Source organism: Streptomyces sp. NPDC050658 (assembly GCF_044457025.1).
GTDB lineage: Bacteria > Actinomycetota > Actinomycetes > Streptomycetales > Streptomycetaceae > Streptomyces.
Window position 1 is genome coordinate 45,727 of record NZ_JBITGM010000007.1, and the last position, 14,188, is coordinate 59,914.

At 70.3% G+C, this 14,188-nt stretch carries 10 protein-coding genes; 3 read left to right on the plus strand and 7 right to left on the minus strand.

The features are described from left to right. Window position 1: 1 nt before the first annotated feature. The gene (locus ACIBKX_RS24270) at window positions 2–1,501 is read right to left on the minus strand and encodes a hypothetical protein (protein ID WP_363276046.1); all 1,500 of its coding nucleotides are present in this window, start codon (window positions 1,499–1,501) and stop codon (window positions 2–4) included. A gap of 233 nt (window positions 1,502–1,734) precedes the next feature. Here ACIBKX_RS24270 and ACIBKX_RS24275 point away from each other — a divergent pair, with 233 nt between their 5' ends. After that, window positions 1,735–2,874, plus strand: coding sequence for an aminoglycoside phosphotransferase family protein (locus ACIBKX_RS24275; protein WP_363276047.1), 1,140 nt, complete (start codon window positions 1,735–1,737; stop codon window positions 2,872–2,874). 104 nt (window positions 2,875–2,978) lie between these two features. Here ACIBKX_RS24275 and ACIBKX_RS24280 read toward each other — a convergent pair whose 3' ends face one another. From ACIBKX_RS24280 to ACIBKX_RS24305, 6 genes are read right to left on the minus strand one after another with little or no spacing between them, the layout of a single operon-like run. Beyond that, entirely contained in the window at window positions 2,979–6,119 is a 3,141-nt protein-coding gene (locus ACIBKX_RS24280) for a ThuA domain-containing protein (protein WP_363276048.1), read from the minus strand. Between the two features lie 50 nt (window positions 6,120–6,169). Further along, window positions 6,170–7,063 carry a sugar phosphate isomerase/epimerase gene (locus tag ACIBKX_RS24285; RefSeq protein WP_363276049.1) on the minus strand — a complete coding sequence of 298 codons (894 nt, stop codon included), beginning with the start codon at window positions 7,061–7,063 and terminating at the stop codon, window positions 6,170–6,172. Further along, window positions 7,060–8,271 (minus strand): substrate-binding domain-containing protein, encoded by a 1,212-nt coding sequence (locus ACIBKX_RS24290; protein ID WP_363276095.1) that lies wholly within the window; start codon window positions 8,269–8,271, stop codon window positions 7,060–7,062. The genes ACIBKX_RS24285 and ACIBKX_RS24290 overlap by 4 nt, the downstream gene beginning before the upstream one ends. Before the next feature lie 5 nt (window positions 8,272–8,276). Then, on the minus strand, window positions 8,277–9,305 hold the full coding sequence (locus ACIBKX_RS24295) for an ABC transporter permease (protein WP_363276050.1): 1,029 nt from the start codon (window positions 9,303–9,305) through the stop codon (window positions 8,277–8,279). Beyond that, window positions 9,302–10,303: an ABC transporter permease gene (locus ACIBKX_RS24300; protein WP_363276051.1), complete on the minus strand. Its 1,002-nt coding sequence runs from the start codon at window positions 10,301–10,303 to the stop codon at window positions 9,302–9,304. The genes ACIBKX_RS24295 and ACIBKX_RS24300 overlap by 4 nt, the downstream gene beginning before the upstream one ends. Then, a complete protein-coding gene (locus ACIBKX_RS24305; protein ID WP_363276096.1) occupies window positions 10,300–11,787 on the minus strand; it encodes a sugar ABC transporter ATP-binding protein in 1,488 nt (495 codons plus the stop codon). The genes ACIBKX_RS24300 and ACIBKX_RS24305 overlap by 4 nt, the downstream gene beginning before the upstream one ends. Window positions 11,788–11,978: 191 nt before the next feature. Here ACIBKX_RS24305 and ACIBKX_RS24310 point away from each other — a divergent pair, with 191 nt between their 5' ends. Further along, a complete protein-coding gene (locus ACIBKX_RS24310; protein WP_363276052.1) occupies window positions 11,979–13,172 on the plus strand; it encodes an ROK family transcriptional regulator in 1,194 nt (397 codons plus the stop codon). 151 nt (window positions 13,173–13,323) lie between these two features. Continuing rightward, entirely contained in the window at window positions 13,324–14,160 is an 837-nt protein-coding gene (locus ACIBKX_RS24315) for an alpha/beta hydrolase (RefSeq protein WP_363276053.1), read from the plus strand. Window positions 14,161–14,188 lie beyond the last annotated feature (28 nt).

The following is a 14,188-nucleotide window of genomic DNA, read 5'->3' on the forward strand; positions in this document are numbered from 1 at the left end:
CTTACGCCTGGGCCCGCCTGCCACCCCCGCCCTTGCCCGCTCCCTTGGGCAGCGCCAGCTTGATCTCCTCGCGCAGGTCCTCGATCTTCGGATAGCCCGAATACTGCGCGGTGAGCCGGTACATCTCCCGGAGCCGGTCCCAGGTGCGGTGCGAGGAGTTGGATCCCATCGACACCAGCGCCAACCGCGCGTACCGGTCGGCCTGTTCCGGGTCGTCGGCGATGAAGCATGCCGAGGCCAGTGAGATGTAGTCGAAGATCTGCGACCGGTCGCGGCCCTTGGACCGCAGCTCGATCGCCTCCTTGGCGTGGCGCTGGGCGGTGGCCGCCGCGGATGCCTCGTGATCGGCGAGGGTGCGGTAGGCGAGCGCCTGCATGCCGTGCATGTCCGCCTCGTCGAACATCTGCATCCAACTGGGCGGTGGCACATCGCCCTTGTCGGACACGAAGAGGTCCTCCGCGAGGCCCAGGGTGCGGCGCATCGCCTGGCCCTTGCCCATCGACGCCTGTGCCCAGGCCTCGATGGTGTAGAGCATGGCCTGGGTGCGCGGCAGCGTCTCCTCTCCCGATCCCGACTTGGCGAGCTTCATCAGGTCGAGGGCGTCGTCGGGCCGGCCCAGATGCACCATCTGGCGCGCCGCCCGGGACAGGGCTTCACCGGCGCGCGGCCGGTCACCGCCCTCGCGGGCCGCGTGCGCGGCGATCACGAAGTACTTCTGGGCCGTGGGTTCCAGGCCGACGTCGTGCGACATCCAGCCCGCGAGGACGGCGAGATTGGCAGCGACGCCCCACAGGCGCCGCTGGAGATGGTCGGGGTGTCGGTAGGCGAGCATTCCGCCCACTTCGTTGAGCTGTCCCACCACAGCCTTGCGCTGCAGCCCGCCGCCGCGGGCCGCGTCCCAGGCGCGGAACACCTCTACGGACGTCTCCAGTTCCTCGATCTCCTGCGACCCGATGGGGGCGGCCTCATAGCGGTCGAACCCAGCGGGGTCGGCGTGCAGGGGATGGTCGGTACGGGGAGCATCGGCAACGAGGGCCGGATCGGTGTGCAGCCAGTCGTGCATGGCGCTGCTGAGTGCGGATCCTGCGGCAAGCGCAGCGCCCGCGCCCACCAAGCCGCGTCGGTTGAGCATGAGGTCCATTCCCGTGAATTCGGTGAGGACCGCGGCTGTCCGTTCGGGCGCCCACGGCACGCCGTCGGGATGTTCCACACTCCCGTCGCCACGCCGCTTCCCCACACGCCCGTGCCGGACCAGACCAAGATCCTCAATGGTCACGACACGGCCGAGACGCTCGGTGAACAGCGCCGCCAACACCCTGGGCACCGGATCACGCGGGATTTCTCCCATGTCGATCCACCGCCGCACCCGCGAGGTGTCGGTGGCCAGCTGCGGATGACCCATGGCCGCCGCCTGCCGGTTCACCAGTCTCGCGAGCTCCCCCTTGGACCAGCCTGCGAGACCGAATAGGTCCGACAGTCGGGTGTTGGGTTGTCCGTTCACGTCAAGCCCCCAGGTTCTCGGCTGAGTTGACAGTAGCCCTCTGTCAGTTGCTGGGCGACTATTCGCCAGGGTTCGCCAGGGTGCGCCACATGGTGTGCCAGGGGACGCCGGGTGTCAGGTAGGAGTGCGCCACCCCGACCCGGACCCCCGGGGGACATTCCCCAGGGTGCACCGCGGCGGGCCGGGCGGGCGGCGCCGCAACTCACAGGCACACGAAGGGATCTGTATCGCCCATGTACGCAGCATCGTCCTCCGTGTCCGCCCCGCCTCGGCCGCTGCACGCCCGACAGCCCGGCAGCGGCCCCTACCTGGAGCCCGCGCGCCCCGCGGCCGGGTCGCTCGGCGCCGGCCGGACGCGACGCGTCCCGGGGCCCGGCACCCAACCGCTCAGCGGGAGACTCGACTTGTCCGGCCCCCAGGGGGCGCAACTGCGCACCGCGATCGCCTCGGTGCACCGCATCTGTCCCGAGTTCAACCCGGTCCAGGTGCTCCGCCGCAGCGGACGCACCGTGCTCCTGGTGGGCACGACAGGGCGCAGCACGGCGATCGCCAAGTGTTTACTGGACCACTCCCCCGTGTGGGCCGAGCGGATCCGGCACGAGATAGCGGCCTACCGCTCGTTCGTCCGGCACCGTCCGCCCGTCCGGGCCCCCCGGCTGATCGCCGCGGACCCGGAGGACTGCACGCTGGTGATCGAGCGGATGCAGGGCCGGGTCGCCGCGCTCTCCCGGCACCCCGTGGAGCCGCCGCCGCGTGCGGACGTGCGGCTGGCGCTCGGCGCGATCGACCGCCTCAACGGGTGGCGTCCGCCGCAGGAGATGTTCGGCAGGCCCATGGACTACGGCAAGCGGATCTCCCGCTTCCATGAGCTGGGTCTGCTCACCGACCGGGACATGGGCGACCTGCAGAAGCTGCTGCACGGCATCGCGCACTCGGCGGGACAGCAGGACACCTGGCAGTTCTGTCACGGCGACGCGCTGCTGTCGAACATCCTGCTCTCGCCGGCCGGTCCGGTGTTCGTGGACTGGGAGCACGCGGGCTGGTATCTGCCCGGCTATGACCTGGCGACGCTCTGGGCGGTCCTTGGTGACGCACCGGTGGAGCGCCGCGAGATCAGCCAGCGGGCGCAGCACGCGGGACCCGCGGCGCGGGACGCGTTCCTGGTCAACCTGATGCTGATCCTGACCCGCGAGATCCGTACGTACGAAATGGCCGTGCAGCGTTCCATGCACGACACGGCCCCGGCGGCATCGGGCCCGGCCCATCCCGGTGCTGCGCCGTCCGGCGAGGAACAGCGACTGCTGCTGAGGCGGTTGCACGACGACTGCCAGCTGGCCCGGCGGGCCGTGCGTGCGGCGGTCGGTACTCGCTGACGGGGAGGAAGGTCCGCAATGCGCTGGGGAAAGCGGCGCATTGCGGACCTTCGTATGCCCCTGGCTACTGCTGTTCGACTATGACGCGGTGAACTGCACTCCGTCTACGACGTGGTGAACTGCACCGCGTCCACGTCGAAGGAATTGTCCTGCGTCGACTTGAAGACCAGGTACAGCTTGTGGGTGCCGGTCAACGCCTCGACGGGGACGTCCGGGGTGGCCTGATAGTTGTCCCAGCCCCCGGTGTTGGGGACAGGGGTGGTGGCGAGCAGCTTGCCGTCCGGGGCGTCCGCGCGCAGTTCGATGGAGCCGACGCCATAGGGCGAGGACAGCTTGTAGCCGACCTTGCTCACGCCTTCGACGCTCATCGGGCTGTACGCGATCCAGTCGCCGTTGCTGATGTCGCCGATGCGCTTGCCGTTCTCGGCGCCCGCCTGGGAGACGATGCGGGTTCCGGACTGGTCGTCGTGGTACTCCGCCTGCTTGTGCTTGGGGTGCATGACGGAGCGGCCGTAGCCGGTCAGGGCGCTGACGCCGTCGCCTCCCTTGTCGGTGTACTTGGCGTTGAGTACGTAGGTGAGGTCGGCGCCCTCCGGGTGTCCGCCCAGGTCACCGGTGTCGACGGTGCCCTCGCAGCCGGGGATGTCGGTGGTGGGGTGCTCGTGGTCGTCGTGGCCGAGGGCCGGATTGACGGTGACCTTGGTGCAGTCGATCGTGCCGTCCTCCGGGTCGGTGACCGTGACCTTGTAGGGGATCTTGTCGCCGAACTGGATGAGCTTGCCGTCGACCGGGGTCTCGATCTTCACCTTGGGCGCGGTGTTGCCGGCCGTCACGGGGACGTTGGCGTACCCGGACTTGCCGGTGGAGTCGGTGACCTTCAGCTGGGCGTTGAAGTCTCCCTTGCTGTCGTAGGTGTGGGAGGGGTTGGCCTCGGTGGAGTCATAGGTGCCGTCGCCGTTGAAGTCCCAGGCGAAGGTGAGCGGATCGCCGTCGGGGTCCTTGCTGCCCTCGCTGGAGAAGTCGACCTTCAGCGGGACGGGGCCGTTGGTGGCGGACGCCTTGGCCTGGGCGAGCGGGGTGCGCTGACCCTGGGCGTAGTCGATGCGGTAGAGGCCGGAGTCGTTGTTGCCGCCGCCGAACTCGCTGCCCCACTCCAGGACGTACAGCGAACCGTCGGGCCCGAACGTCATGTCCATGGGCTTGGCGAACTTCGCGGACTTCAGGAAGTCGTTGATCTTCAGGAGCTTGCCGTCCTTGTCGAAGCGGATCTCCTTGACCGAGTCGCGGGCCCACTCGTAGAAGAAGTTGGCGCCCTCGAAGTAGGCGGGGAACTTCGTCTTGGAGGGGTTCTTGGCGTCGTAGTGGTAGACGGGCCCGCTCATCGGCGCCGAGCCGCCCGCGCCCATCTCCGGGAACTCCTTGGACTCCCCGTAGCCGTACCAGACCTCGGGCTGCTGAAGCGTCGGCAGGTCCTTCAGGCCCGTGTTGTTGGGCGAGGGGTTGGTGGGCTTGGCGCAGTCGAACTTCGTCCCGACCTTCTGGGTGTCGGGGTCGTAGGGCGCGTACGCCTGGTTGTTGCCGTGGCAGAACGGCCAGCCGAAGTTGCCCGCCTTCTTGATGACGTTGTACTCGACCAGACCCTCGGGGCCGCGGTCGGTCGTCGGGCCGCCGCGGTCGGGGCCGTAGTCGGAGGCGTGCACATAGCCCGTCTTGGGGTCGACGGTGAAGCGGAAGGGGTTGCGGAAGCCCATCGCGTAGATCTCGGGGCGGGTCTTGTCGGTGCCCTTCGCGAAGAGGTTGCCCTTGGGGATGGTGTAGCCGCCGGAGTCGGTCGGCTTGATGCGCAGGATCTTGCCGCGCAGGTCGTTGGTGTTGCCCGCGGTGCGGGCGGCGTCGAGGCGCTCCTTGCCGGGGCGCCAGTCGAGCGGGGCGTAGCCCTGCCAGTTCGGGTCGAGGTTGGGCGGTACGTCGTCGCCGACGCCGAGGTAGAGGGTGCGGTCCGGGCCGAACTCGACGGCGCCACCGGTGTGACCGGGCTCGGGGAAGCTGCGGTCGCGGTAGGCGGGGACGTCGAGGAGCTTCTTCTCGCTGGCCAGGTCGAGGGTGTCGTCCTTCTTGACCGTGAAGCGGGAGAGCCGGTTGACGTCGTCCTTCGCCGACGCCGGGGCGTAGTAGAGGTAGATCCAGCGGTTGTCGGCGAACTTCGGGTCGAGTTCCATGCCGACCAGGCCGTCCTCGCCGCCGGTGTAGACGTCGAGCTTCCCGGCGGTGGAGGTGGAGTGGCTCTTCGGGTCGAAGATCTTCACCTCGCCGCTGCGCTGGACGTAGAAGACCTTGCCGTCCTTGGCGACGTCGAGCTCCATGGGGTCGGCGGTGTTGTCGTCCAGGGCGGTCTTCTCGTAGCCGGACCAGACGGTTCCGCCGCAGTCGCCGGGCGCGTTGCCCGCGGCCCACTTGATGCCGCCGAGGACGTGCTCGCGGAAGGCGGGTTCGGTGTAGGAGGCCTTGTCGTGGCCCATGGCGGTGGCCCAGACCTTGCCGCCCTCGGCGCCCCGGCACCAGGAGATGGGGTGGTCGGCGCCCATCGCGGAACCGCCCGGGTTGTACGTCGTCTCGTCGGCGGTGACCAGGACGTGCACGTCGCCCCGGGGATTCTTGTCGAAGTTGTACCACTCCTCCGGGCGCTCCCAGCGCTCGGGCAGACCCTTGGTCGAGGGATGGACGCGGTCGGCGACCTTGGCGGTGCCCTTGAGGACGCCCGGTGAATGCGCGGGCATGTGGGCGCCCGCGTTGATCAGGTCGTCCCACCAGGGGAAGGAGTCCTCGACGCCCATGTCCAGGGTGTTGTGCAGCGCCACGACGCCCTTGCCGCTCTTCACGTACTTCTTCATGGCGTCGCGCTGGGCTTCCGTGTCCCAGACCATGCCGGAGTTCTGCAGCATGATGATGACGTCGAAGTCCTTGAGCTTCTCGTCGTCGAAGACGGTGGCGTCATCGGTCTGGACGACCTCGAAGTTCTCCGCCGCGGCCTGCTCCTTGACCATCTGGATGCCGGCCGGGATGGAGTCGTGGACGTAGCCGACGGCCTTGGTGAAGAGCAGCGCACGGAAGGCGGGCGCCTTGTCGGCGGCCGTGGCTCCGGTGCCGGGCAGGAAGGCCACGGTGAGGAGCAGCGCCGCCAGCAGCGCGACCACCCCTCTTCGCGGACTCCATAGACCTCTTATGTCACGAGCATGACAGCCCATGAGGTGGTCCTCTCTGTGTGGACGGAGGTGCGGGTGCCGGATGCCGGAAATCAGCGTGCCGCGAGTGCGCGGCGCAGGAAGCCGAGGCCGCCGGTGGCGAGCGCGTCCTGGGTGGGCGCGAGCGGACGCCACACGGAGGCGGCGACGGCGATGGCGTCGTTGTGGGCGGTGAACGACTCGATGCAGAGGGTGCCTTGGTAGCCGGACTCGCCCAGGGCGCGCAGGAATCCGGGCCAGTCGAGGTGGTCGGTGCCGGGTGCGCCGCGGTCGTTGGCGCACACCTGGACATGCGCGATGCGCCCGGCCGCCGTCCGGACTGCTTCGGGCAGCGAGTGCTCCTCGATGTTCTGGTGGTACGTGTCGAGGGCGACGCCGATCGCGTCCTCGGGCAGGCCGGCGAGCCCGTCGAGGGTCTGGGCGACGGTGTTGAACAGGCTCGTCTCGTAGCGGTTGAGGGGTTCGACGCCGATGCGGACGCCGGCGCGGGCGGCGTACTCGACGACGGGCGCGATGTGGGCACGCCATTCCTGGTACGCCGCCGAACGCGCCGCCCGGTCCATACGCCAGGTCCGGCCGACCGCCGCGTACACCGGTCCGGCCACCACGGGGGCGCCGATCGCGTGGGCGGAGTCGACGCAGCGGCGCAGATAGTCCTGCGTGGCCCGCACGGTGGCCTGCTCCGCACGGACCAGGTTCCGCTCCTCGGGCATGACCGCGACGACGGCCGCCGGGCTCAGCCCCGTGGCGTCCAGGAGTTTGGCGACGGCGGCGGGCTCCCAGTCGTCGGGGCCCTCCAGCGGGAGCTCCACGCAGTCGAAGCCCCAGGCCGCGAGCCGCGGCAGGGTCTCGGCGAGGGCCTCACCGGTCACCGGGGAGTACCAGATCCACGGGTTGGCCCCCAACTGCCAGGCGGGTAGGACCACTTCGAGACCGGATGACGTCACTTCTTGCCACCCCAGTCCTTCGGGTACCCCGGCAGCTTCTGGCAGCCGCACATCGCGTAGTGCAGCGGCGGCATGCCCTCCTGGAGGTACTCGTCCAGGTTTTCCTGCGTGACCGTGGGCTGCGGCAGCTTCCACTCCTTGGGGACCTCCTTGCCGTCCAGGACGCGCAGGGCCGCGATGACCGGCGTACGCCACTGGAAGGTCGGGTAGGTCGGGGCGATCGCGGTGAGCTTCTTGTCCTTCCAGGCCTGGAGGAAGTCCTGCTGGTCCTCTCCCGTGATCGGCGGGACGTCGACACCCGCGTCCTCGAAGGCCTCGACGGCGGCCACGGCCGTCGCGCCGGAATCCATCCAGACCCCGTCGATGGAGCCGTGCCGGGAGATGGCGTCGGAGACGATCGACTTGGTCTTGGCCGGGTCGCCGTCAGTGAACTTGGCGTCTACCACGTCCAGTTCACTCTTGTCGAAGGCGAGCTTCGCCGCCGACCAGCGGGTCTCCAGGACGTCCACGCCGGGCGAGATGCGCAGGGCGAGGATCTTGCCCTTGGGCTTGACCTCGTCGACGAGGAAATCGGCGGCGACCGCGCCATAGCCGTACCCGCCGATGGGATTGACGAAGGTGACCGCGCAGTCGGTCTCCACACCCCGGTCGAAGACGATGACGGGCAGCTTCCCGCAGGCCTCCTTCACGGCGGGGGTGAGGGTGGCGGTGGTGTTCGGCGAGACGATCAGCGCGTCGCAGTCCTTGTTGCCCGCCAGCTCCTGGATGTCGGAGATCTGCTTGTCGTCCTTGCCCTGGGCATCGAGGACCGTGAAGTCGCTGATCTCCTTGTGCAGCTTCACCTCGGCCTTCATGTTCTTCAGGCCGACCTGCCGCCAGGGGTTGAAGACCCCGGCGTTGGAGAAGCACAGGTGGGTGCCGCCCGAGCCCTTCTTCTTGTACTGGGCGGTGTCGGTCATCTCCGGTTCGAGCATCTGCTCCCAGGGCTTGTCCGCCGGGCCTTTTGGGCTCTCCTTGCCGAGCGCCAACTGACGGTCGTACTCGGCCTGTTCGAAGAACTTGGAGGGTTTGTCGCCGTTCTCCTCCGCGCTGCTCCCCGATGCGCCGGCCGGCGAGTCGGGCGGCGCGTCGCTGGAACAGGAGGTCAGCAGCGCGCCCGCGAGGAGGAGCGCGGCGGGCGCGAGCGCGCGTCTGCGGTTCAGCTGGATGTGCGTCACGAGGGTCTGCCTCCTGAGGAGTGGGTACGACGGCGACGGAGCCGGGACCAGTCGGCGGCGCCGAGCCCGACCGCGGCGATGACGATGACGCCCTGGACGGTGGACTCCAGGGCGCCGGACACGCCCTGGAGGTTGAGCAGCGTGAACAGCGCCTGGAGGGAGAAGGCGCCGGCCATCGCGGCGACGACACCGCCCCGGCCGCCGCCGAGCACGACCCCACCGAGGACGACGGCGGTGATGGCCTCGAACTCGTAGCCCCGCCCGGCCTGCGCGGACACCCCGGAGAAACCGCCGACGAGGACGGCGGCGAGCGCGGCGGCCACACCGGACAGCACGAACGCGATGACGCGGGCGCGGTGCACCCGCACCCCCGCGAGGGCGGCGGCGCGTTCACTGTCCCCGGTCGCCATCAGCGTGCGGCCGAAGTCGGAGCGCATGAGCAGCACGGCGGCACAGCCCGCGACCAGGCAGGCGAGGACGGCCCACGGCAGCCAGCCCATGGCGGTGCCGCGCCCCAACCTGCGGAAGTCCTCCGGCAGTTGTCCGTGCGGGGAGCCGCCCGTCCAGAAGAAGACGGCGCCCTCCAGGATCAGCATCATGCCGAGCGTGGTGATGAACGAGGGGACTCTCAGGCGGGTGGTGACAAGGCCGTTGACGAGACCGACGAAGGCCCCCGCGACGAGCAGCCCCACCGTCATCAGCAGCCAGGGTGCGTCCGGGTACGAGCCGTAGACCTCCGCCGCCGCGACGACGCCCGCCGTGACGATCGCCCCGACCGACAGGTCGAACTCGCCGCAGACGATGACCAGATACTGTCCGGCGGCGAGGATCACCAGCGGCGCCGCACGCTTGACGAAGGCGAGGAAGCGGTCGGGTTCGTAGAATCCGGGGTCGGTTGCCGCGAGCGCGACGAGGAGCACCACGAGCAGCGCGAAGACGGGCGCTCCGGTGCCGAGCGACCGGACAGCTCTCTTGTATCGGGCGGCCGTTGCCGTCTCGGCCTGGAGGGCCGGCTGGCTGCTCATGCGGACCTCCTGCTGCCGCGCCGGGCGTAGATCGCGACAGCGGCGATGATGACGACGCCGCGTACGACGTTCTTGAAGAACGGGTCGACGCCGAGCTGGTTGAAGACGGAGTCGAGCACGGCGAGCACGAGGACACCGCCGAGCGTGCCCACCACTCCCCCGCGCCCGCCCGCCAGGACCGTGCCGCCGAGCACCACGGCGGCGATCGACTCCAGGTCGTAGCGGGCTTCGGTGCCCGCCCAGGGGGCGCCGGCGCCGAGCCGTGAGGCGAGGAAGAGGGCGGCGGCGCCCACGCAGAGCGAGCACAGCACGTGGGCGGCGATGACCGTGCGCCGGGTGCGGACACCGGACAGCCGCGCCGCGTGTTCGTCGCCCCCGGTGGCGTACAGATGATGGCCGAAGCGGGTGCGGCGGGTGACCAGCCACATCGCGGCGGCGACGGCGGCGAGCAGGAAGAGCGAGACGGGGACCGGGCCCATCCGGTCGTAGCCCAGATGCTGGAAGGAGGCGGGGACCTTGCCCGCCGGGCCCGTGTAGTTGTCCTCGATCCAGCCGCGCAGGATGAACGCGGTGCCGAGCGTCGCGATGAACGCGTTGACCTTGAGCCCGGTGACGATGAGGCCGTTGGCGAGTCCGACGGCCGCCGAGAGGGCGAGCACGGCGAGCACCGCCGTGATGACGCCGCCGTCCTCCATGGTGGTGGCGGCGACGAGCGTGCCGAGGCTGATGAGGTAGGCCACCGACAGATCGAGCGAGCCCGTCAGGATGACGGCGGTCTGGCCGACGGCGACCAGGCCGAGGGCGACGCAGTTCTGCAGGATGCCGACGACGTTGGAGAGGGTGAGGAAGTCGCCGCCACGTGCGGCGACCACGATCCAGCCGAGCACGGTGACGGCACCGGCCGCGAGCCAGACGCCGACGGCCGGGTCGGTGAGCCTGCTCCGGTGCGGCGTGCGGGTCTTCAGCGAGGTCGGCGGGGCGACGGTGGTTCCGCTCACGCGGCGGGCTCCTCTCCGGGCAGACTGCTCGTGGCGAGCCGCATCACGTCCTCCTCCGTGGCCCCGGCCGGCAGCTCCCCGGTGACGCGCCCCTCGGCCATGACGAGGATGCGGTCGCTCATGCCGATGAGTTCGGGCAGTTCGGAGGAGACGATCAGGACGGCGATGCCCTCGCGGGCCAGTTCGCGTACGAGCGTGTGGATGGCGGCCTTGGCCCCGACATCGACGCCTCGGGTGGGCTCGTCGAAGAGCAGCACGCGGGGGCGGGCGGCGAGCCATTTTGCGATGACGACCTTCTGCTGGTTGCCGCCGGAGAGGAACTGGGCCTGCTGGTCCTCGCCGCGTGCCTGGAGCTTGACGCGTTCCAGGAGGGCGGTGAGTTCACGGGCGGCGGGCGGACCTTCGCGGGCGGGTACGGCCCGTGTGACGAGGAGGGCGTTGTCGCGCACGGACTGCCGCAGGGCGAGCCCCTCGGCCTTGCGGTCCTCGGTCACCAGGGCGATCCCGGCGCGGATGGCCCGGCGTGGTGTGGTGGGGCGCAGGGGGGCGCCGCCCACCGTCATGGTCCCGTCGGTGAACGGTGCCGCGCCGAAGAGGGCGCGCGCGAGGGAGGTACGCCCCGAGCCCTCCAGGCCCGCGATGCCGGTGATCTCGCCGGCGCGCAGGGTGAGGTCGATGCCGTGCAGCCGGTCGTTGCCGCCGCCGGTGACGGTGAGGCGGGCCTCGCCGATCTCCTCGGGGCGGGCGCGCGGCGGGTAGTAGGCGCTCAGCTCCCGGCCCACCATGGCGCGTACGACCTGGTCGGTGTCGGTGTCGGCGGTGCGGACCGTCGTCACGTGCCGGCCGTCCTTCAACACCGTGATCCGCTGGGACAGTTCGAAGACCTCGCGCAGCCGGTGCGAGATGTACAGGATGCCGAGGCCACGGCCCGCGAGGCGGCGCACGAGGTCGTGCAGGAGGCCCGCCTCGTGGTCGGCGAGGGGCGCGGTCGGCTCGTCCATGACCAGGACGCGGACGTCGGAGGCGAGCGCCTTGACGATCTCGACGGTCTGCTGACGGGCCACGGACAGATCACGGACGTAGCTGCGCGGGGTGATGCCCGCGACGCCCACCTCGGCGAGGATCTGCGCGGTGCGGGACTCCATCGTGCGGCGGTCGACGAGACCGTAGCGGGTCGGTTCGCAGCCGAGAAAGACGTTCTCGGCGACCGTGCGGTGCGGGAGCAGCGCGAACTCCTGGTGGATGATGCCGATTCCGGCGGCCTGGGCCTGCGCCGGATGGCTGAAGGAGCGCTCGGTTCCGTCGAGGACGATGCGGCCCTCGTCCGGGACGTGTTCGCCCGCGAGGACCTTCATCAGGGTGGACTTGCCCGCGCCGTTCTCGCCGACGAGCGCGTGCACCTCGCCCGCGGCGAGGTCGAGCGAGACGCCGTGCAGCACCCGCACTCCGAGAAAGCTCTTGGACACCCCGTGCATCGCCAACATCACTTGCGTCGCCTGCATCGCCTGCACCCTCGGCTCCTTCGGCAGCGGTCTGCAGAGCAATGTGATGAGCCCGCTTTGACCTGTCAAGGGCTCAAGCAGCTTTCTTTGTACGGCAGTTGACGGTGACTTAGGTCGACTGCCGAACACCATCAGCCTTGTGAGCAGCAGAAGTCGTCCCTATGGTGACTGCCATGTCTGGAGCGCCGGATCACCCCGTTTCCGTCCCGTCGTCGCCCGGCGAGGTCCTCGCCCTGATCCGGACGGGGGCCGCCGCGACGCGCGCCGACATCGCCCGCCTGACGGGGCTCGCCCGGTCGACGGTGTCGCAGCGGGTGGACGCGCTCATCGCGCACGACTTCGTCACCGAGGAGGCGGACGGCGGCTCGACCGGCGGCCGGCCACCGCGCCGGCTGCGGCTGCGCACCCGCGAACACGCCGTCGCGGGCGTCGACCTGGGGGCCTCGCACTGCCGGGTCGCGCTGCTCGACATCGGCGGCGAGATGCTCGCCCTGCGCGAGGACCCGCTCTCCATCGCGGACGGCCCGCAGGAGGTACTCGGCCATGTCGAGCGGACGCTGAACGCCCTGCTCAAGGAGGCCGACCGGGACGCGGCCTCGCTACAGTCGATCGGTGTCGGCGTACCGGGTCCGGTGGAGTTCTCCACCGGGCGGCCGGTGGATCCGCCGATCATGCCGGGCTGGCACCAGTACCCCATCCCGGAGTTCTTCGCCGAGCGGTTCGGCGCGCGGGCCCTGGTCGACAACGACGTGAACGTGATGGCGCTCGCCGAGCAGCGCCGCGCGTTCCCCGACACCCGCTATCTGCTCTACATCAAGGTGGGTACGGGCATCGGCTGCGGCATCGTCGCGGACGGCCGGCTGCACCGGGGTGCGCAGGGCAGTGCGGGCGACATCGGGCACATCCGGGTCGGCGACATCGAGGAGCCCTGCCGGTGCGGCAACTCCGGGTGTCTGGAGGCGGTCGCGGGCGGCGCGGCGATCGCCCGCAAGCTCTCCGGGCTCGGCCTGGACGCGGCGTCGGGCAGCGATGTCGTACGCCTGGTGAAGTCCGGCAATCGCGATGCCGTGCGCATGGTGCGCGAGGCGGGCCGCGCGGTGGGCGAGGTGCTCGCGGGCCTGGTGAACTTCTTCAACCCGGACACCGTGGTGGTCGGCGGTGCGCTGGCCGCCGTCCACGACCAACTCCTCGCGGGCGTACGGGAAGCGGTGTACCGGCGCTCGCATCCGCTGGCCACCCATGTGCTGCGGATCGAGCCCAGCCGGACGGGCGAGAACGCGGCGGCGGTCGGGGCGGGCATCCTCGCCGTCGAGCACGCCCTGTCGCCTCGGCAGGTCGACCGGGTGCTGGCGGGCGCCGAACGCTGACCGGGGCGCGGGCGGGGCGTCCGGTCGTGCGGCGCCGTCTCGCGTAGACCGGACGAGCGCCGTGCAGTAGACCGGACAAGCACCGTGCAACACCGGCCAACCCGTCAACCGTCCTATGTTCGCGGGGGACTCGCGACCCTAACTTCAGGTTATGTCCCCCAACGACGCACAGCAGATCGACCGGGCCAACGCAGCCACCGACCGCGTGCCGGTCGTGTTCGTGCACGGACTGTGGATGCTGCCCAGCAGCTGGGACCGGTGGACCGCGCACTTCGAGGCGGCCGGATATGTGCCCCTGGCGCTGTCCTGGCCCGACGACCCGGACTCGGTGGAAGAGGCCAGGCGGCACCCCGAGGCGTTCGCGGGCAAGACCGTGGGCCGCATCGCGGACCATCTCGCCGGTCTCATCGACGGCCTGGAGCGCAAGCCCGCGGTGGTCGGGCACTCGGTCGGCGGGCTGCTCACCCAGATCCTCGCGGGGCGCGGGCTGAGCGCCGCGTCGGTGGCGATCGATCCGGTGCCGTTCCGCGGTGTGATGGCGGTTCCCCTGTCGACACTGCGCTCGCTGCGCCCCGTGATCTCCAATCCGGCCAACCGGAAGCGTGCGCTCCCCCTGACGTTCGAGCAGTTCCGGTACGCGTACGCCAACGCGGTCAGCGAGCGGGAAGCCCGGGAGATCTACGCGGAGTTCGCCGTTCCGGCGCCGTGCGCGCCGCCCTTCCAGGTCGCGGCGTCGAACGTCAACCCGTGGACCGAGGCGAAGGTCGACTGCCGCAATCCCCGGCGCGGCCCGCTCCTGATCATCTCCGGGGAGAAGGACCACGCCGTGCCCTGGGCGCTGGCCAACGGAGCGTTCAAGAAGCAGCAGCAGAACGCCGGCGTCACGGAGATCACCGAGCTGCCGGGGCGCGACCACGCGCTGATCATCGACAGCCGCTGGCAGGAGGTGGCGGACACGGCGCTGACCTTCCTGCGCCGCTTCGTGTGACCGCGGCTCGTCCGACTGCCCGCCTCCC

Coding starts and splice junctions, on each gene's coding strand:
- ACIBKX_RS24275 (WP_363276047.1), top strand. CDS start 1,735: ATGTACGCAGCATCGTCCTCCGTGTCCGCCCCGCCTCGGCCGCTGCAC.
- ACIBKX_RS24280 (WP_363276048.1), bottom strand. CDS start 6,119: ATGGGCTGTCATGCTCGTGACATAAGAGGTCTATGGAGTCCGCGAAGA.
- ACIBKX_RS24295 (WP_363276050.1), bottom strand. CDS start 9,305: ATGAGCAGCCAGCCGGCCCTCCAGGCCGAGACGGCAACGGCCGCCCGA.
- ACIBKX_RS24305 (WP_363276096.1), bottom strand. CDS start 11,787: ATGTTGGCGATGCACGGGGTGTCCAAGAGCTTTCTCGGAGTGCGGGTG.
- ACIBKX_RS24310 (WP_363276052.1), top strand. CDS start 11,979: ATGTCTGGAGCGCCGGATCACCCCGTTTCCGTCCCGTCGTCGCCCGGC.
- ACIBKX_RS24315 (WP_363276053.1), top strand. CDS start 13,324: ATGTCCCCCAACGACGCACAGCAGATCGACCGGGCCAACGCAGCCACC.